The following is a 19,196-nucleotide window of genomic DNA, read 5'->3' as shown; positions in this document are numbered from 1 at the left end:
AGCAAAGGAATCCTTATGAAAAAGCTAAGTTTGATACTGGGCTGCGTCCTGCTGTTCGCAGGCCTCGCCCAAGCGGCCGAAAAGCCGGTGATCCGCATCGGCGCCCGGGTCTTCACCGAGCAGACGCTGCTGGCGGAAATCACCTCGCAGTACCTGCGCACCAAGGGTTATGACACCCGTGTCACCGGCGGCCTGGGCAGCAACCTGGCGCGCAGTGCCCAGGAAAGTGGCCAGCTGGACCTGATCTGGGAATACACCGGCGTGTCGCTGGTGGCCTACAACCACGTCGACGAGAAACTCGACAGCGAACAGTCCTACGCCCGGGTGAAAGAACTCGACGCGAAAAAAGGCCTGGTCTGGCTCTCCCCGTCGAAATTCAGCAACACCTACGCCCTGGCCCTGCCAGAGAACGTGGCCAAGGAATTCCCGCAGATCAACAGCATCAGCGACCTGACCGCTGCGCTGTCCGAGAAGACCCGGGAAAACCGCCTGGTGGCCCTGGACACCGAGTTCGCCAACCGCTCCGACGGCATGGCCGGCATGGTCAAGTTGTACGAGATGAACCTGACCCGCAAAAACACCCGGCAGATGGACGCCGGCCTGGTCTACACCGCCCTGCGCAATGGCCAGGTGTTTGCCGGTCTGGTCTACACCACCGACGGGCGCCTCAACGCGTTCAAGCTGAAGCTGCTGGAAGACGACAAGCATTACTTCCCGGACTACACCGCCGCGCCGGTGGTGCGCCAGGTCTATCTCGACGCTCACCCGCAACTGGCCGCTGAGCTCAAGCCGCTGGCCGCCCTGTTCGACGACGAAACCATGCGCCAGCTGAATGCACGGGTCGACGTCGACCATGAAAGCCCGTCCGCCGTGGCCGCAGATTTCCTGCGCCAACACCCGATCACCCAATAAAGAGGAGAAGACATGGAATTTCTGAACGCCTTTTCCCATCTTGACTGGACGCAGGTGCTGCACCTGACCTGGCAGCACATCACCCTGGTGGGCATCGCCGTGGTCCTGGCCATCGTGGTCGGCGTGCCCCTGGGCGTGCTGATGACCCGCTTCCCGACCCTGGCCGGCCCGTTGCAAGCCAGCGCCACGGTGTTGCTGACGGTGCCGTCCATCGCCCTGTTCGGCCTGCTGCTGCCGTTCTACTCCAAGTTCGGCCAGGGCCTGGGACCGATGCCGGCGATCACCGCGGTGTTCCTCTACTCCCTGCTGCCCATCATGCGTAACACCTACCTGGCCCTGACCGGGGTCGAGCCCGGCATCCGCGAAGCGGCCAAGGGCATCGGCATGACCTTCGGCCAGCGCCTGCGCATGGTCGAACTGCCCATTGCCGTACCGGTGATCCTCGCCGGGGTGCGCACCGCCGTGGTGATGAACATCGGTGTGATGACCATCGCCGCCACCATCGGCGCCGGTGGCCTGGGTGTACTTATTCTGGCTTCCATCAGCCGCAGCGATATGTCGATGCTGATCGTCGGCGCCGTGCTGGTCAGTCTCCTGGCCATCTTCGCCGACCTGCTTCTGCAATGGCTGCAACGCACGCTGACTCCAAAAGGACTGCTCAAATGATCGAACTTCAAAACCTGACCAAGACCTTCCAAAGCAACGGCAAGACCATCACCGCCGTTGATTCCGTGAGCCTGACCGTCAACGAAGGCGAAATTTGCGTATTCCTCGGCCCGTCGGGCTGCGGTAAAAGCACCACGCTGAAAATGATCAACCGCTTGATCAAGCCAACCTCGGGCAAGATCCTGATCAACGGCGAAGACACCACCGACCTCGACGAAGTGACTCTGCGTCGCAACATCGGCTACGTGATCCAGCAGATCGGCCTGTTCCCCAACATGACCATCGAGGAAAACATCGTGGTGGTGCCCAAGCTGCTGGGCTGGGACAAGCAGAAGTGCCACGACCGCGCCCGCGAGTTGATGAGCATGATCAAGCTCGAACCCAAGCAGTACCTGCATCGCTACCCGCGTGAACTCTCGGGTGGCCAGCAGCAGCGGATCGGCGTGATCCGCGCCCTGGCGGCCGATGCGCCGCTGCTGTTGATGGACGAGCCGTTCGGCGCGGTCGACCCGATCAACCGCGAGATGATCCAGAACGAGTTCTTCGAGATGCAGCGCGCGCTGAACAAGACCGTGATCATGGTCAGCCACGACATCGACGAAGCCATCAAGCTGGGGGACAAGATTGCGATCTTCCGCGCCGGCAAGCTGCTGCAGATCGACCACCCGGACACCTTGCTGGCGCACCCGGCGGACGAGTTCGTGAGCAACTTCGTCGGTCAGGACAGCACCCTCAAGCGCCTGCTGCTGGTCAAGGCCGAAGACGCGGCGGACAACGCGCCATCGGTCAGCCCGGAAACCCCGGTGGCCGACGCCCTGGAGCTGATGGACGAGCATGACCGTCGTTACGTGGTAGTGACCGACGGCGAGAACAAAGCCATGGGTTACGTGCGCCGCCGCGACCTGCACCGCCAGACCGGCACCTGCGCGCAGTTCCTGCGCGAGTTCAACGCCACCGCCGCCTACGACGAACACCTGCGCATCCTGTTGTCGCGGATGTACGAGTTCAACCGGTCGTGGCTGCCGGTGATGGACGCTGATCGCGTGTTCCTGGGTGAGGTGACCCAAGAGTCGATTGCCGCTTATCTGAGTTCGGGTCGATCACGCGGGATGAAGACCAATATCGTCTCGCCAGCTGAGGCGGTAGTCGCGTAAACATACAAAACCTGTGGGAGCGGGCTTGCTCGCGAAAGCAAAACGTCATTGCGCAATGAGGTGACGGTAAAAATGCCTTCGCGAACCAGCCCCCTGCCACCGGCCCCGTGCCATTTCATCGGCACTCGCGGCCGGAAAAAAATATCAACAGCGCCCCCTGTGAAAACAGACCGAGCGCACCTTGCAAAACAGCCAAAATACGCCTCACGCCCCCCTCTCGCCGCCAACGTCGCCGATGTTGACGCCATCACACTTGCCTGCGACTTAGGGCACAAAAGCTTCGAACGTGCAGGTATTTTTAACACCGTAAAAATCCCGGGGAACATCTGTCCGTCATCTCGGTCGGCTACAAAGAGTGATATCGGTTACGCATGTCAGAAGCGTGCAAAAACGCGACATTTTTAGTTGATCTCAGGCCCCTCACGCCCTAAAGTTCGCGCCGAACGTCCATGCTGGAAACGATCCATCCGGCTCAAGTACTGACGACGAGACAGCAAGGCCAAGGGCAGCGCCCCATGGCCTTTTTGCTTTCGGCGACATGCCTTGGGAAGTAGGCGAACCAAAGTGGGGATACGGAGGACGTTCATTTGCACCCATTGTTAATTTCAGTTTGCCCTTAGGAGTTCCCAGCATGTCGATCAACGTCGAAGACTATTTCGCGCGCGCCACTTTTGACAAAATGAAGGCGTTCGCCGACAAGCAAGAAACCCCGTTCGTGGTGATCGACACCGCGATGATCAGCCAGGCCTACGATGACCTGCGCGCCGGTTTCGAATTCGCCAAGGTGTATTACGCGGTCAAGGCCAACCCGGCGGTGGAGATCATCGACCTGTTGAAAGACAAGGGTTCGAGCTTCGACATCGCCTCGATCTACGAGCTGGACAAGGTCATGGACCGCGGCGTCAGCGCCGACCGTATCAGCTACGGCAACACCATCAAGAAATCCAAGGACATCCGCTACTTCTACGAGAAGGGCGTGCGTCTGTTCTCCACCGACTCCGAAGCCGACCTGCGCAACATCGCCAAGGCCGCACCGGGCTCGAAAATCTATGTGCGGATCCTGACCGAAGGCTCGACCACGGCTGACTGGCCCCTGTCGCGTAAATTCGGCTGCCAGACCGACATGGCCATGGACCTGCTGATCCTGGCCCGTGACCTGGGCCTGGTGCCTTACGGCATCTCGTTCCACGTGGGTTCGCAACAGCGTGATATCAGCGTCTGGGACGCAGCGATCGCCAAGGTCAAAGTGATCTTCGAGCGCCTGAAAGAAGAAGACGGCATCCACCTCAAGCTGATCAACATGGGCGGTGGCTTCCCGGCCAACTACATCACCCGCACCAACAGCCTGGAAACCTACGCTGAAGAAATCATCCGCTTCCTCAAGGAAGACTTCGGTGACGAACTGCCGGAAATCATCCTCGAGCCAGGCCGTTCGTTGATCGCCAACGCCGGGATCCTGGTCAGTGAAGTGGTGTTGGTGGCCCGTAAATCCCGTACCGCCGTCGAGCGTTGGGTGTACACGGATGTGGGCAAGTTCTCCGGCCTGATCGAAACCATGGACGAAGCCATCAAGTTCCCGATCTGGACCGAGAAGAAAGGCGAGATGGAAGAAGTGGTCATCGCCGGCCCGACCTGTGACAGCGCCGACATCATGTACGAGAACTACAAGTACGGCCTGCCCCTGAACCTGGCCATCGGCGACCGCCTGTACTGGCTGTCCACCGGCGCCTACACCACCAGCTACAGCGCGGTGGAATTCAATGGCTTCCCGCCGTTGAAATCGTTTTATGTTTAAGAGCAGTCGCGAGCTTTAAGCGGCAAGCTGCAAGAGAAGAGCCCATGCGTCGACATGGGCTTTTTTTTGCCTGGCACAGGCGCCGCCTGCCAGATCCTCAGCGCCTAATCGGGCCAGCGCAGCCTGGCCGGCTAAGGGCTTAGCTGTGCGGCGCGTTGTTGGTATTGGGTGGCCAGGGCGCGGATTTGCGGGTGGGTGGCGCTGAGCAAGGCGCGGTGGGCGACGCTGAGGAATTTCAGGTTGCCGCCCGCCAGGGCCTGGCGCAGCCAATGCAGGGCGTCGTCGATACGACCGGCGTCGGCCAGCACCGCCGCGTAGCTGAACTGCCCGCGAAAATCGCCGCCTTCGGCCGAGCGCCGGTACCAGTCTCGGGCCAGTTCCGGGTCGGCCGGGCAGACAATCCCTTCTTCCAGATACCGCCCCAGCAGGTTCATGGATTTGGCATGCCCCAGCTCCGCGGCCCGGCGATAACAGGCCAACGCCTGCGCCTGGTCCTGCGCCACCCCGCGCCCGGTGGCCAGCAGGTTGGCGTAGTTGTACAGGCCCCAGTCCAGCCCGGCATCCGCCGCCTGGCGATAATGGCCGGCAGCCGCCAACAGGTCGGCAGGACAGCCCCAGCCATGCTCCGCGCAACGCCCGAGCATATTGCGCGCCATCAGGTGCCCACGCCGGGCCGCGATTTCAAACCAGCGCACGGCAAGCGCCTGATCCTGCTCGATGCCCAAGCCGTCGAGCAGGATCTGCCCGAGCAACGCCTGGGCGTCGAGCACCTCGGCCTTGGCCGCGATCAGCACCGCCTGGGCCGCGCGGGCCGGGCTGTGATCGAGCATGGCGCGCAGTTGCTCGCCGTCGAGGACTTCCTCGCGCCGCAGTTGATAACTCACGGCCTACACCTCGACCCAGCGTCGCAACAGGTTGTGATAGGTGCCGGTCAGGCGAATCAGCGACGGATGATCGGGCACGTCCCGGGTCAGCGCCTGGATCGCCCCGTCCATCTCGAACAGCAGCGCACGCTGGCTGTCTTCACGCACCAGGCTCTGGGTCCAGAAGAAGGAGGCGTAGCGGGCACCCCGGGTCACCGGGTTGACCTTGTGCAGGCTGGTGCCGGGGTACAGCACCATATCCCCAGCCGGCAGCTTGACCTGCTGGGTGCCGAAGGTGTCCTGGATCACCAGTTCACCGCCGTCGTAATCCTCGGGGTCGCTGAAAAACAGGGTCGACGACAGGTCAGTGCGCACCCGCTCGGGGCTGCCCTTGGGCTGGCGCACCGCGTTGTCGATATGAAAATCGAAACTGCCACCGGCGCTGTAGCAGTTGAGCAGCGGCGGGAACACCTTGTGCGGCAGCGCGGCCGACATAAACATCGGGTTGCTCCACAGCCGCTCGAGCATCGCTGCGCCGATCTCCTTGGCCAGAGGGTGGCCTTCGGGCAATTGCAGGTTGTGCTTGGCCTTGGCCGACTGGTAACCGGCGGTGATCTTGCCGTCTGCCCAGTCAGCCTGCTCCAGGGCCTGGCGGATGCGCAGCACTTCTTCGCGAGTGAACAGGCCGGGAATGTGCAGCAGCATGGCGAGGTACCTGAAGGTCGAGGATCAGCGATGATATTGATTCTTATTGGCGCTGTAAAACCGGCATGACGAATGAGTTCGTAAAAACCGTAAAGGGAAATTGTAAAGAATGTAAATTTAGTGCGAATGGAAACATTTCGCAATTGATACAGATACTTGTTTCTCCTATATTCCGCGGCCTCAAATCCTTGGGGAGGGGAATAAAATGTCACGCCAACTACCACTTTCTGCTGTCAGTTCACCGCGTCTGCTTGCCTCTGCAATTGGCGTGGCGCTCAGCGCCGGCTCTGCGGCCCATCTGGCCCAGGCGGCTGAAGACACCCACAAGAAAACCTCGGGCAATGCCATTTCCCTGGACGCCACCGCCATCACCGGCGAAGCCCAGGAGCCCACCTCCTACCAGGTCGAAAAAGCCTCCTCGCCCAAGTACACCGCACCGCTGATCGACACCCCGCGCTCGATCACCGTGATTCCGCAGCAAGTGCTCAAGGACACCGGCGCCCTCTCCATGCAGGATGCGCTGCGCACCGTGCCCGGCATCACCTTCGGTGCCGGCGAAGGTGGCAACCCGCAAGGTGACCGTCCGTTTATCCGCGGCTTCGACGCCCAGGGCGACACCTACCTGGACGGCGTGCGCGACACCGGCTCCCAGAGCCGCGAAATCTTCGCCGTGGAATCAATTGAAGTCAGCAAAGGCCCGAACTCGGCCATCGGCGGCCGTGGCGCCGCAGGCGGCAGCATCAACCTGGTGAGCAAGAAAGCCCACCTGGGCAACAGCTTCGACGGCGGATTCACCTGGGGTTCGGACCAGACCCAGCGCTACACCCTGGACGGCAACTACCAGTTCAGCGACAGCGCCGCCGGCCGCCTGAACCTGATGAGCCACGAAAGCAACGTCGCCGGGCGCGACAAGGTCAACTACGACCGCTGGGGCATCGCCCCGTCCCTGGCCTTTGGCCTGGGCACCGACACCCGGGTCAACCTCGACTACTACCACCTGCAAAGCGACGACCTGCCGGATTCGGGCATCCCGTACACCATCCCGGCCGGGGGTGGCAACGCGCGGACCAAAAGCAACCCGGACAAACCCTACGCCGGGGGCGACAGCAGCAACTTCTATGGCCTGACCGATCGTGACTTCCGCAAGAGCCGGGTCGACACCGCGACCTTCGCCATCGAGCACGACCTGAGCGACGCCCTGACCATCAAGAACACCCTGCGTCACGGCACCAGCATGCAGGACTACATCCTCACCCAGCCCGACGACAGCCAGCGCAACGTCAACAACGGCAGCGTATGGCGCCGGGCCAACACCCGGGTGAGCAACACCGCCACCACCACCAACCAGACCGACCTGTTCGGTGACTTCTATGTGGCCGGGTTCAAGAACAGCTTCGCCACCGGCATCGAGTTCAGCCACGAGGAAAGCAAAAAATCCTCGTACAACGTCGACACCGAAACCACTCCGCTGGTCGCCGGCAACCCCAGCCTCTGCACCCCGGGCAGCATCGGGCTGCCCAGCAACTACAACTGCACCTCGTTGAGCAACCCGAACCCGGATGACCCGTGGAATGGCGCGATCTCGCGCAACTACGCCGGCACCGACACCTCCAGCAACACCCGCGCGCTGTACGTGTTCGACACCCTGGAACTGTCGCCGCAGTGGCTGGTGAACATGGGCCTGCGCTACGACCACTTCGACACGCAATACCGCACCTACGACAACGCCGGTGCCACCGTGGTCAACAACGGCGTGCCGGCCAAAGGCAAGGACACCAGCGAGTTCATCACCGGTCAGTTCGGCCTGGTGTGGAAACCCACCGAGCACGGCAGCATCTATGCCTCCTACGCCACCTCGGCCACTCCGCCGGGCGCGACCCTGGGCGAAGGCCAGGAAGGCAACCCGCTGGGCGGCACCACCGACCGCAGCCGTAACGTGCTCAGCAGCGACATGGAGCCGGAAACCACCAAGAACTACGAACTGGGCACCAAGTGGGACCTGCTCAATGATCGCTTGTCGTTGACCGCCGCCATCTTCCGCACCGAGAAGGAAAACGCCCGGGTCCAGGTCGACACCACCTCCTACGAGAACGTCGGCACCACCCGCGTCGATGGCCTGGAACTGTCGGCCAGCGGCAAGCTCACCGACAAATGGCAGGTGTTCGCCGGCTACAGCTACCTGGACGGCAAGCAAATCGACGGCGGCCCCCTGGGCAAGGCCAACGATGGCAACCAACTGCCCAACACGCCGAAAAACAGCGCCAGCCTGTGGACCACTTACAGCCTGACGCCAAAACTGACCGTCGGCGGCGGCGCGTTCTATGTCGACGACGTCTTCGGCAGCGTGGCCAACACCACCATGGTCGATTCCTACGTGCGCTACGACGCCATGGCCGCCTACAAGCTGACCAAGAATGTCGACCTGCAACTCAACGTGCAAAACCTGACCAACGAAACCTATTACGACAAAGCGTTCAGCACCCACTTCGCCAACCAGGCGGCGGGGCGCACCGCGCTGCTCAGCACCAACGTTCACTTCTGATGTAAGCGCTGCCGCAGGCTGCACCAGGGCCGTGAGTTCACTCGGGTTCCCTGGCCTGCAGACTCGGCCAGAGGCAGAAACCCCACACATGGCAATGTGTGGGGTTTTTGTGTGTAAAAAAGAATGCTTCTCGACAACTCACGGCATAATGCGCGCCGTGTTTCTTACTTTTGAGCAACAAGGCAGGTCGATGTGTTGAAGAAAACCCTGTTCCAGCTGCACTGGTTCTTCGGTATCAGCGCGGGTCTGGTTCTGGCCCTGATGGGCATCACTGGCGCGAGCATGTCGTTTCAGGACGAAATCCTGCGGCTCATGAACCCCTCGGTGCTGCAGGTCGAGAAACGCCCTGCCGGCGTGCTGCCACCGGCCGAGCTGGTGGCCAAGGTCGAGGCAGCCGAAGGCAAGACCGTGTCCATGCTCTGGGTCGAGACCGACAGCGGCAATGCCGCGCGGGTGTTCTTCACCCCGCCGCCGGGTGAACGCCGTGGCCAGATGCGCTACTTCGACCCCTACACCGGCGAGTTTCTGGGCGACGCCGTGGGCCAGGACTTCTTCGGCCTGATGATGCAACTGCACCGGTTCCTGGCCATGGGCGATACCGGCCGGCAAATCACCGGTGCCTGCACCCTGATCCTGATTTTCTTCTGCCTGTCCGGCCTGTACCTGCGCTGGCCGCGCCAAGTCGGCAACTGGCGTGCCTGGCTGACCCTGGACTGGGCCAAGAAAGGCCGGGGCTTCAACTGGGACCTGCACGCCGTGGCCGGCACCTGGTGCCTGGCGGTGTACCTGCTGGCGGCGCTGACCGGGTTGTCGTGGTCCTACGAGTGGTACAGCAACGGCCTGAACAAACTGCTCTCCGACACGCCCCACAGCGAGCGCAAGCGCGGCGGCCGTGGTGCGCCGCCGCCCAAGGGCCAGGCCCCGGTGGCCGACTACAACGCCCTGTGGAGCAGTATCTACAGCAATGCCGGCAAAGACCTCGACGCCTACAACATCCGCATGCCGCCAGTGGCCGGGCAACCCGCCACGGTCTACTACCTGCTCAAGACCTCGCCCCACGAGCGCGCGCTGAACCAGTTGCAGATCGACCCGGCCACCGGCGCGGTCAGCCTGCATGAGCGCTACGCCGACAAGAGCTTTAAAGCGCAGCTGCTGACCAGCATCTACGCCCTGCACGTCGGCAGCTATTTCGGCCTGGCCGGGCGCATCATCCTCGCCGTGGCTTCGGTGCTGATGCCGTTGTTCTTTATTACCGGCTGGCTGCTGTACCTGGACCGTCGACGTAAAAAACGCCAGATCAAGGAGGCCCGCAAAGGCCTGGCCAGCACCAGCGACGACAGCGCCGCGTGGCTGATCGGTTTTGCCAGCCAGAGCGGTTTTGCCGAACAACTGGCCTGGCAGACCGCCGGGCAATTGCAGGCCGCCGGGCTGCCGGTGAACGTCCAGCCCCTGGCCAGCATCAGCGAACACGACCTGCAAGGTGCGAGCAATGCCCTGTTCGTGGTCAGCACCTTTGGCGACGGCGAAGCGCCGGACAGCGCCCGCGGTTTCGAACGCAAGGTGCTGGGCCGCACGCTGTCGCTGGACCACCTGAACTACGCGGTGCTGGGCCTGGGCGACCGCCAGTATCAACACTTCTGCGGCTTCGCCCGGCGCCTGCACGGCTGGCTGATGGAGCACGGCGGCAACACCCTGTTCGCCCCGATCGAAGTCGACAGCGGCGACAGCTACGCCCTGCGCCACTGGCAGCAACAACTCGGGCAATTGACCGGGCAAGCGCCGGTGGACCTGTGGCAGGCTCCGGCCTTCGACAACTGGACCCTGACCCGGCGCGAGCTGCTCAACCCCCAAAGCAGTGGCTCCGGCGTCTACCTGCTGGGGCTCACGGCGCCCAGCGCCAGCAGTTGGCTGGCCGGCGACCTGGTGGAAGTGATGCCACGCAACAGCCCCTGGGCCGTGGAATTCTTCCTGAGCGGCCTGGGCCTGGATGGCGAGAGCAAGGTACAGATCGACGGCCTGCAGGAACCCCTGTCCCAGGCCCTGGCCAACCGCCAACTGACGGAAAACCGCAGCCACCTGGTGGGCCTGCACGCCCAGGCCCTGGTGGATGCCCTGGTGCCGGTGACCCAGCGCGAATACTCCATTGCCTCGATCGCCAGCGACGGCGTGCTGGAGTTGCTGGTGCGCCAGGAGCGCCACCCCGACGGCAGCCTGGGCCTGGGCTCCGGCTGGCTCACCGAACACGCGGCCGTGGGCTCGGCCATCAGCCTGCGGGTGCGGCGCAACAGCGGCTTCCACCTGCCGGTCGAACCCTGCCCGTTGATCCTGCTGGGCAACGGCACCGGCCTCGCCGGCTTGCGCAGCCTGCTCAAGGCGCGAATCGCCGACGGCCAGCAACGCAACTGGCTGCTCTTCGGCGAGCGCAATGCCGAGCATGATTTCTACTGCAAGGATGAACTTCAGGAATGGCTGACCGGTGGCGACCTGGCGCGCCTCGACCTGGCCTTCTCCCGCGACCAGGCGCAAAAAATCTACGTCCAGGACCGCCTGCGCGACGCCGCGCCGGAACTGAAAAAATGGCTGGCCGACGGCGCCGCGATCTACATCTGCGGCAGCCTGCAAGGCATGGCCTCAGGCGTCGACCACGTGCTCAACGAGGTACTGGGGGCTGAAGCCGTGGAACGCCTGATCGAGCAAGGGCGCTATCGGCGGGACGTTTACTGAGGCGTCAGGCCCTTCGCCCGCCAGAACGGCGCAAGACTCAAGGGCCTCTTCGCCGGCAAGCCGGCTCCTACAGGACGGGGCGTTGGCGGGGATGGTTACACCGGTTGCAGGTTGTGCTCGTACACCGCCACGCCATCCAGGTCCCGCAGGATCACCTTCAGCTCTGCCGTTTGCCCATCGATCTGCACTTCGCCAAAGAACTGGAAGCCGGCAAAGGGCGAAGTGTTCTGCGCTGGCGGCGCCTTCTGAAACACCACTTCGGGACCGAAGGTCTTGTCCAGCACATTGGGCCCGAAACTCCCGGCATTCAGCGGGCCGGCGACAAACTCCCAGAATGGCTCGAAGTCCTGAAATGCCGCGCGATCCGGGTGGTAATGGTGGGCCGCGCAGTAATGCACGTCCGCCGTCAACCACACATGGTTGCGGACCTGATGCTTGCGCAGATACGCCAGCAATTCGGCGATCTCCAGCTCACGCCCCTGGGCCGGTCCCGGGTCGCCGTTGGCAACGGCCTCCCAGCGCGCCACCCCGGGGCTGACCTCACCATCGGGCACGCCGAGGCCAATGGGCATGTCCGCCGCCACCACTTTCCACTGGGCCGAAGAATCCTTGAGTTCGCGCTTCAGCCAATCCAGCTGTTCACGGCCAAGGAACGGTTTTTCGCCACCGAGGTTGTCATCGTTGGCGCCGCGATAACTGCGCATGTCCAGCACGAACACATCCAGCAACGGCCCATAGCTGAGCTTGCGGTAAATCCGCCCGCCGCCATCGGCGCTCTGCCGACGCATTGGCGAATACTCCAGCCATGCCTGGCGCGCGCGGCCCACCAGGGTCTGGATGTCCTTGACCGCATAACGTTCGTCCAGCTGCTTGCCAGGCGACCAGTTGTTGACCACCTCGTGGTCGTCCCACTGCCAGATCTGCGGCACCTCGGCGTTGAAGCGGCGCAGGTTCTCGTCCATCAGGTTGTAGCGGTAATTGCCCCGGTACTCGTCGAGGGTCTCGGCCACCTTGCTCTTGGCCTCGGTGGTGAGGTTGCGCCAGATGCGCCCGTCTTCCACGGTCAATTGCGCCGGCACCGGGCCGTCGGCGTAGATGGTGTCGCCGCTGTGGATAAAGAAGTCCGGCAAGCGCAGGCGCATGGCTTCGTAGATGCGCATGCCACCGATATCCGGGTTGATACCAAAGCCCTGGCCCACCGTGTCACCGCTCCAGACAAAACGGATATCCCGGCGTTGCGCTGGCGCACTGCGCAAGTGGCCGAACCAGGGTTCGCTGGCCACGCCGGACTGGGCGTCCTCGAAAGTCACCCGATAAAAGATCGCCTGGTTGGCCGGCAGCCCAGTCAACTCCACCCGCGCCGTGAAGTCCGTCCGCGCATCGGCCAGGGGCGAGATGAACCGCCGGGGGTTGCCGAACAGGCTTCGCGTGTCCCACTCCACCACCATCCGTGCCGGGCGATCCGTGCGGCTCCAGATCATGGCCCGATCCCCCAGCAGATCCCCGGACTGCACCCCATCGGTGAGCTGCGGCCGATCCTTGACCGAGGCAATCACCGCCGGCGCCAGGCTCGGCAGCAACAGCCCCGCCCCGGCGATTTGCATGATCCGACGACGGCCGAGGTTGAACTCGCTCATGGTGATTCCCTGACAATGGTCAAAAGGCAACCTTAGTCAGTGGGGATGAAGAGGGTGTGACAGCAAGGACATACGGCCGCAATGCAGGGTGGCAGCTCAACGCGGACTAGCAAAACCGGCCTCAAGCAACCGGCGCATCCGCAGATGCTCCGCGCCGAGCCGCCCTGACCATCCGAAGCTAAACAACTGCAGCCTCTACTAAATTTAACTATTCAAGCGTCGCCTGGGATACCCCACACTTAAACTTGTTCATCGATCCTTTGAGTTGAGCAGTGGAAAACCAGCTATCAAGCTAAACAATATGGCCACCAAAGCACCCAGCAAGCCCCCCCCACCACAACTTCTCTCAACTCTGGAATAACGTCCTTGAACGAACCCAGCAGCATAGAAAAAAAGAATCCAAATACACAAAACATGACAACACCCAGCAATGACCCGCATAAAAACATCATGGCAATGCTCAATAAATCCCTGTTTCGCAGAAAAACTACAAGAGGAACCCCAAATAGCAAACATGGTAAATAGCTAAACGAAATAGAAAAAAATAGAAGAAAAGCCGCCTGCCTTAGATCGGAAAAATTGAATACTAACAAGAACAATACCGAGGGTAGCAAAGGCGCGATAGCAAAGCCCAACCACATCCGTCGATTAAACGTAGTTACCTCACCTGCCCCCTCTAGCCCCCTCCCAAAGTGCTAAACCACATCGCATTCGACTTCTAATTAACACCCATCTGTTTTTCTGGCAACTCTGATCCATCCTGATATACGCGCACAGAAAATCCTTCATCAATTTTTAGATTGAAAACTATTCGATGGGAACATTCGCAGGCTGCAAAAGCTCCTTTTTCCACAGCAGTAGTTCTATATTTAAATACTATTCCTTTATCTTTAATCTCATACTCTGGCGCCTGTGCCGAAAAAGCACAGTTCATAGTAGAATTCACCCTCACTGCCTGCCTGCCCGCCCTCCACTCAGAAGTAAAATAACTCTGACCTGACTCATCACCAGTACATTGATAATCCATAAATTCAAAGTCCGACTTTCCATCAGCACAAGTCAAGCCCGACAGGAACATTCCAATAACTATTCCGGCACTTAGAATTTTTTGAGAAATCATTATTTTTCTCCATCGTTATTTTCTGCACCATTAAACCTTACGAACTGACCTTTGTGGTTCCCATCATTAAAGAGGGCTTAAAAATTAAGCCGTGGCGCTGGTGAGGGGGCTTGCCCTGCTCAACAGCGCAACGGCGGTAATCCCTCTCTGAGCGCGAGGGGTGTCTGACAGGCTGCGGCGGTTGGACATGGTCGCGCTATGCGCGCCAGCGGGAGCAAGCTCCCTCGCCACAACAAGCGGGCTGCCTGTGCGAGCACCTCGCCACAATCGGTACTCTTTACATCAACCGGGAGAGTGGCGATTGCCATCAAGCAAGGCATCTACCACGCCACGGGCCATTTCCACTGCATGCACCATGGGACCAGATCAGGCCGCGCTCGATGCCGCTGGCGTGTTCGGTGATCTCGTCGGACACCTCCTCGGCGGCTTTGAGCAGCATGGAAACGTGGAGCAAGGCTTCCTCAGCGCTGATGCCGGGGCGGACGGTGAAGGGGGAACCAGCGCTAATGGGCGTGCTGACTGTTTCTTTAAGGGCTTTGAGCACTGCGTGGTTGGCGGCATCGTGCTTGAAATCGCATAAACGACGAGCACGCGAGAGATGAGAGGTCGAATTTGAACGTTTCATGAAGCTCCTCCGAATGAATGGAGTCGCCATAACCTATCAGAACAAGTAGAAACTCTACTGACTGGATACGTGACCGAAATCCCTGAGCTCAGGCTGCTAACCCCGGACACTAAACTGCAGTGACGTCCCGAAGACTAGCCAGCAAATTATGCAGTCACAAGCGCCTAAGAATGTCTCCGACCTACCTTACAAAAGAAAGAGATTTTCCCGACTTGCATCGCTGATAAATGTCTTCGGAAACATCAACGCCCAACGCCAGCTTCTCGGTCGTTCGCGGCCTGCGGCAGCGACTACAGCAGCCCAAACCCAAAACGCCCCAAACACCCCCACCCATCGCCCAAACGCGCCGGCCGGTAGGCCGCGCCGCCGGGCTTTTGATGTTGATCCACCCGCCCCTTCGGCAGGCCGAGTGGTGGTGTTCATCAGGGGATTGGTGCGTAGCGCCCCTCGACGCAGTCGAGGACGTCGCTGGAAGCGATGCCCCCTGAGGGACGCCGGAACGAGGGAACCCGAGCGCAGCGAGGGGCGTACGCTTGGGGCGAGACTTTTGGGTTCCTTTTGGCTGGGCCGGCACCCCGGGCGTTTGCCAAAAGGGACTCGCCGTAAGGGCGGAACCATAATCAGCCCTCACCGTTGAAATGCACCCCATCCGCAAAAACCCAGGGGCCGCCTCAAACAAGGCTCAAGCCTTAGCCGGCTCCAAAGCCAACTCCCCACCCTCGGGCCGCTTCACCACCGCATACACCACCGCCGTAACCAAACTCCCCGCCACAATCGCCAGCAAATACAACAACGCATGATTGATCGCATTCGGAATCAGCATCACAAACAACCCGCCATGGGGCGCCATCAGCTTGCAGCCGAAATACATCGACAACGCCCCGGTCAACGCGCCGCCGGCGATACTCGCCGGAATCACCCGCAACGGGTCCTTGGCGGCAAACGGAATTGCCCCCTCGGAGATAAAGCACAACCCCAGCACAAACGCCGCCTTGCCCGCCTCACGCTCGCTTTGGGCAAACTTGCGCCGCGCAATAAAGGTCGCGATTCCCAGGCCAATCGGCGGCACCATGCCCGCGGCCATTGCCGCCGCCATCGGCGCATAACTCTGGGACGCCAGCAGCCCCACCGAAAACGCATAGGCCGCCTTGTTGATCGGCCCGCCAAGGTCGACGCACATCATCGCCCCCAGCACCACGCCCAGCAGGATGGCGTTGGTGGTGCCCATGCTGTCGAGGAACTGGGTCAGGGCCGAAAGCATGCCCGCCACCGGTTTGCCGACCACGTAAATCATCACCAGGCCGGTAAACAGGCTGGCGAACAACGGGATGATCAAAATCGGTTTCAGCGCTTCCAGGCTCTGGGGCAAACGCACGTATTGGCTGAGGGCCTTGGCCGCATAGCCGGCAAGGAAACCGGCGACGATGCCACCGATAAAACCCGCGCCCAGGGTGCTGGCCAGCAAGCCGCCGATCATCCCCGGCGCCAGGCCCGGACGGTCGGCAATCGAGTAGGCGATGTAACCCGCCAACAGCGGCACCATCAGTTTGAAGGCGGTCTCGCCGCCGATCTGCATCAAGGCCGCCGCCAGGGTGCCCGGCTCCTTGAACGCGGTAATGCCGAAGACAAAGGACAGGGCGATCATCAAACCGCCCGCCACCACCATCGGCAGCATGAACGAGACCCCGGTCAGCAGGTGTTTGTAGACCCCGGTCTTCTCTTGCCGAGCCGGCGCCTGGGCGCCGCCTGCGGCCGATTCCACCTGGCCTTCGGCCAAGGCCTTGTGCAGCGTGGCCTCTGCTTGCTTGAGGGCGATGCCGGTGCCGCAGCGGTAGATTTTCTTGCCGGCAAAGCGTTCGGTGGCGACTTCGATATCCGCCGCCAACAGCACCACGTCGGCCTGGGCGATGGCCTCGGCGCTCAACGGGGTACGGGCGCCGACCGAGCCCTGGGTTTCAACCTGCAACTCGTAACCCAGGCGTTTGGCCGCCTGCTGCAAGGCTTCAGCAGCCATAAAGGTGTGGGCGACCCCGGTCGGGCAGGCGGTGACCGCGACGATGCGCGGCGCGCTGGCGGCGGCTGTCGCAACCGGCTCGACGCTGGCAGCAGACTCGCGGTACAGCTGGGCCTCTTCGGCGCCACGGCGCAGCACTGCGTCCACATCCTGCAAGGCCTGGGACGGGGTGCTGCGGTAGACCCGCTTGCCGACAAAGCGCGCCATATCCAGCGGCCCGGTGCTGACCACCAGCACCCACTCGGCCGCTTCCAGGGTGGCCGCCGAGAGTTGGCGTTCAGGGTGCGCCTCGTCGTGCACTTCGACGCTGGTGCTCCAGCCCTGGCGCTGCGCCGCAGCGTCAAGCAGCCGGGCGCACAGCACACTGGTGACCATGCCGTTGGGGCAGGCAGTAACAATGGCTAACTTCATGTCCAACCCTCTTATTGTTCTGTCAGGGGGCGCACGCGCACGCCCTGTTCGAGCTGCGCCAGTTGCGCCGCATCGCTGATACCAAAACCGATTTGCGAGACCGCCATGGCGGCGATCGCCGTGGCGCGGCGCAGTGTCTGTTCGGCGCTGTGACCGCTGAGCAGGCCATGCAGCACCCCCGCCAGCAGCGAGTCGCCGGCGCCCACGGTGCTGGCGACGCTGACCTTGGGCGGCACGGCCTGCAACGCCGGGGCCGAGCTGAACCAATTGACCCCATCGGCGCCGTGGGAGATCACCACATGCTCCACGCCCTGGGCATGCAGGCGCTGGGCCGCAGCCGCCTGTTCAGCCACCGACAGCACCGGGCTGTGCAGGGCCTCGGTCAATTCTTCAGTGTTCGGCTTGATCAGCCAGGGGCCCGCCGCCAGGCCGGCGCGCAGGGCGTCGCCGCTGGTGTCCAGGGCGACTTTCAAGCCCAGGCCCTTGAGCCGTACCAACAGCGCCTGCAACCACTGCGGGCTGACGCCACGGGGCAGGCTGCCGGCAACGACCACCGCGTCATGGCCCGGGGCGATCTGTTCCAGGCGCGCAAGCAACGCGTGTTGCGCCGCCGCGTCGACCTCCGGCCCCGGGCCGTTGACGTCGGTCACACGGCCGTCGCTTTCGGCCAGCTTGATGTTGCTGCGGGTCTGCCCCGGCACGCGGATAAAGGCGTCGACAAATCCACGCTGGGCAAACAGCGCTTCGAAGGCTTGTGGGTTGTCGGCGCCGAGAAAGCCGCTGACGGTCAGTTGATGGCCGAGGTCCGCCAGTACCTGGGCGACGTTCACCCCCTTGCCGGCGGCATGGGTGTGCATGGCCTGGCTGCGGTTGACGGCCCCCGGTTCCAGGCGCGCCAGTTGCACGGTGAGGTCCAGCGCCGGGTTCAGGGTCAGGGTCAGGATCTTGGCCATTACAGGGCCTCCACGAGGGCGCGCACGTCATCCGCGCTGCCGACGGCCAGGGCCTGCTGTGCCAGGACCTGGACCTGGCTCAGGCTCAACTCGCGAATGCGTGCCTTGACCTCGGCAATGCTGCGCCCGGAGACGCTGAGTTCATCCACCCCGAGCCCGACCAACACCGGCACCGCCAGCGGATCGGCCGCCAGTTCGCCGCAGACCCCAACCCATTTGCCATGGGCATGGGCGGCGCGCACGGTGATGTCGATCAGTTGCAGCACCGCCGGGTGCAGGCCATCGGCCTGGGCCGACAGGGTCGGATGGCCACGGTCGATGGCCAGGGTGTACTGGGTCAGGTCATTGGTGCCGACGCTGAAGAAGTCCACTTCCTTGGCCAGGACCGGCGCCAGCAAGGCGGCGGAAGGCACTTCGATCATGATCCCCAGTTGCAGGTCGGCCACTGGGATTTCCAGGCGCAGGCGCTCGGTCATGTCCCGGGCCTGGCGCCATTCGTCGACGCTACCGACCATGGGGAACATGATCCGCAGCGGGCGGTTGTCGGCCGAGCGCAGCAGGGCGCGCAGCTGGGCTTCCATGATTTGCGGGCGTTGCAGGGTCAGGCGGATGCCGCGCACGCCGAGGAAGGGGTTTTCTTCCTTGGCGATCGGCCAGTACGGCAGCGGTTTGTCGCCGCCCACATCCAGGGTCCGCACCACCAGCGGACGCCCGGCCAGGCCGTCGAGCACGCGGCGGTATTCGGCTTCCTGGGTGGCTTCATCCGGCGCTTGCGGGTGGGCCATGAAAATCAGTTCGGTGCGCAGCAGGCCGATGCCTTCGGCGCCGTTTTCCACGGCGCTGATCACGCCGGCGCTTTCACCGATATTGGCGAACACCTCAACGTGATGGCCGTCGCGGGTGTGGGCCAGTTGATGGCGCTGTTCGGCCGCGGCCTTGAGCCGTTGCTCGCGGCTGTCGCGCTCTTCGCCGGCCCGTTGCAGGGTGCTGCTGTCGGCATCCACATGCAGCCGCCCGCGTTGGCCGTCGAGCAGCAGCGGCGTGCCGGGCTTGATCAGCAACACCGCCGCGCCCG

The 19,196-nt window shown here is 62.5% G+C and carries 13 protein-coding genes and 1 pseudogene; 6 read left to right on the top strand and 8 right to left on the bottom strand.

What is annotated here, in order from left to right; genetic code table 11:
* The first annotated feature begins 15 nt into the window (after positions 1–15).
* From CF161_RS13225 to CF161_RS13210, 4 genes are all read left to right on the top strand, one after another.
* Positions 16–912 carry a glycine betaine ABC transporter substrate-binding protein gene (locus CF161_RS13225; protein WP_020297090.1) on the top strand — a complete coding sequence of 299 codons (897 nt, stop codon included), beginning with the start codon at positions 16–18 and terminating at the stop codon, positions 910–912.
* Positions 913–924: 12 nt separating this feature from the next.
* The gene (locus CF161_RS13220) at positions 925–1,578 is read left to right on the top strand and encodes an ABC transporter permease (protein WP_020297089.1); all 654 of its coding nucleotides are present in this window, start codon (positions 925–927) and stop codon (positions 1,576–1,578) included.
* The gene (locus CF161_RS13215) at positions 1,575–2,732 is read left to right on the top strand and encodes a betaine/proline/choline family ABC transporter ATP-binding protein (protein ID WP_020297088.1); all 1,158 of its coding nucleotides are present in this window, start codon (positions 1,575–1,577) and stop codon (positions 2,730–2,732) included. Before CF161_RS13220 ends, CF161_RS13215 begins: the two co-directional genes overlap by 4 nt.
* 631 nt (positions 2,733–3,363) lie before the next feature.
* On the top strand, positions 3,364–4,527 hold the full coding sequence (locus tag CF161_RS13210) for a type III PLP-dependent enzyme (protein ID WP_020297087.1): 1,164 nt from the start codon (positions 3,364–3,366) through the stop codon (positions 4,525–4,527).
* Positions 4,528–4,658: 131 nt separating this feature from the next.
* On the opposite strand, the gene CF161_RS13205 is transcribed toward CF161_RS13210, so the two are convergent.
* Complete coding sequence (locus CF161_RS13205; RefSeq protein ID WP_020297086.1) at positions 4,659–5,411, bottom strand: tetratricopeptide repeat protein; 753 nt, start codon at positions 5,409–5,411, stop codon at positions 4,659–4,661.
* A gap of 3 nt (positions 5,412–5,414) precedes the next feature.
* Positions 5,415–6,095: a Fe2+-dependent dioxygenase gene (locus tag CF161_RS13200; RefSeq protein ID WP_020297085.1), complete on the bottom strand. Its 681-nt coding sequence runs from the start codon at positions 6,093–6,095 to the stop codon at positions 5,415–5,417.
* Between the two features lie 205 nt (positions 6,096–6,300).
* Between CF161_RS13200 and CF161_RS13195 the strand changes: the two genes are divergently transcribed.
* Together CF161_RS13195 and CF161_RS13190 are read left to right on the top strand one after the other, a co-directional pair.
* Positions 6,301–8,637, top strand: a complete 2,337-nt coding sequence (locus tag CF161_RS13195) for a TonB-dependent siderophore receptor (protein ID WP_043229361.1) — start codon at positions 6,301–6,303, stop codon at positions 8,635–8,637.
* Between the two features lie 192 nt (positions 8,638–8,829).
* Positions 8,830–11,361, top strand: a complete 2,532-nt coding sequence (locus CF161_RS13190; RefSeq protein WP_020297083.1) for a sulfite reductase flavoprotein subunit alpha — start codon at positions 8,830–8,832, stop codon at positions 11,359–11,361.
* Positions 11,362–11,456: 95 nt separating this feature from the next.
* Here CF161_RS13190 and CF161_RS13185 read toward each other — a convergent pair whose 3' ends face one another.
* From CF161_RS13185 to ptsP, 6 genes and pseudogenes are all read right to left on the bottom strand, one after another.
* Entirely contained in the window at positions 11,457–12,998 is a 1,542-nt protein-coding gene (locus tag CF161_RS13185; RefSeq protein ID WP_020297082.1) for an alkaline phosphatase, read from the bottom strand.
* Between the two features lie 718 nt (positions 12,999–13,716).
* The gene (locus tag CF161_RS32825) at positions 13,717–14,118 is read right to left on the bottom strand and encodes a hypothetical protein (RefSeq protein WP_156882682.1); all 402 of its coding nucleotides are present in this window, start codon (positions 14,116–14,118) and stop codon (positions 13,717–13,719) included.
* Between the two features lie 282 nt (positions 14,119–14,400).
* Positions 14,401–14,743: pseudogene (locus CF161_RS32230) on the bottom strand (DUF6124 family protein).
* Between the two features lie 682 nt (positions 14,744–15,425).
* Complete coding sequence (locus CF161_RS13175) at positions 15,426–17,168, bottom strand: PTS fructose-like transporter subunit IIB (protein ID WP_020297079.1); 1,743 nt, start codon at positions 17,166–17,168, stop codon at positions 15,426–15,428.
* 11 nt (positions 17,169–17,179) lie between these two features.
* Positions 17,180–18,121 carry a 1-phosphofructokinase gene (pfkB, locus tag CF161_RS13170; RefSeq protein WP_020297078.1) on the bottom strand — a complete coding sequence of 314 codons (942 nt, stop codon included), beginning with the start codon at positions 18,119–18,121 and terminating at the stop codon, positions 17,180–17,182.
* A partial coding sequence (gene ptsP, locus CF161_RS13165; RefSeq protein ID WP_020297077.1) for a phosphoenolpyruvate--protein phosphotransferase occupies positions 18,121–19,196 on the bottom strand: 1,076 nt, incomplete at its 5' end. The genes ptsP and pfkB, both read right to left, overlap by 1 nt.

The organism is Pseudomonas sp. CF161, from assembly GCF_000416215.1.
Lineage (GTDB): Bacteria > Pseudomonadota > Gammaproteobacteria > Pseudomonadales > Pseudomonadaceae > Aquipseudomonas.
The sequence above is the reverse complement of the archived record's forward strand: the minus strand, read 5'-3'. Positions and strand labels throughout refer to the sequence as shown.

Bases quoted from the DNA above. Each gene is read 5' to 3' on its own strand.
- CF161_RS32825 (WP_156882682.1), bottom strand. From the start codon at position 14,118: ATGATTTCTCAAAAAATTCTAAGTGCCGGAATAGTTATTGGAATGTTC.
- pfkB (WP_020297078.1), bottom strand. From the start codon at position 18,121: ATGGCCAAGATCCTGACCCTGACCCTGAACCCGGCGCTGGACCTCACC.
- CF161_RS13200 (WP_020297085.1), bottom strand. From the start codon at position 6,095: ATGCTGCTGCACATTCCCGGCCTGTTCACTCGCGAAGAAGTGCTGCGC.
- CF161_RS13185 (WP_020297082.1), bottom strand. From the start codon at position 12,998: ATGAGCGAGTTCAACCTCGGCCGTCGTCGGATCATGCAAATCGCCGGG.
- CF161_RS13215 (WP_020297088.1), top strand. From the start codon at position 1,575: ATGATCGAACTTCAAAACCTGACCAAGACCTTCCAAAGCAACGGCAAG.
- CF161_RS13175 (WP_020297079.1), bottom strand. From the start codon at position 17,168: ATGAAGTTAGCCATTGTTACTGCCTGCCCCAACGGCATGGTCACCAGT.
- CF161_RS13220 (WP_020297089.1), top strand. From the start codon at position 925: ATGGAATTTCTGAACGCCTTTTCCCATCTTGACTGGACGCAGGTGCTG.
- CF161_RS13225 (WP_020297090.1), top strand. From the start codon at position 16: ATGAAAAAGCTAAGTTTGATACTGGGCTGCGTCCTGCTGTTCGCAGGC.
- CF161_RS13195 (WP_043229361.1), top strand. From the start codon at position 6,301: ATGTCACGCCAACTACCACTTTCTGCTGTCAGTTCACCGCGTCTGCTT.
- CF161_RS13210 (WP_020297087.1), top strand. From the start codon at position 3,364: ATGTCGATCAACGTCGAAGACTATTTCGCGCGCGCCACTTTTGACAAA.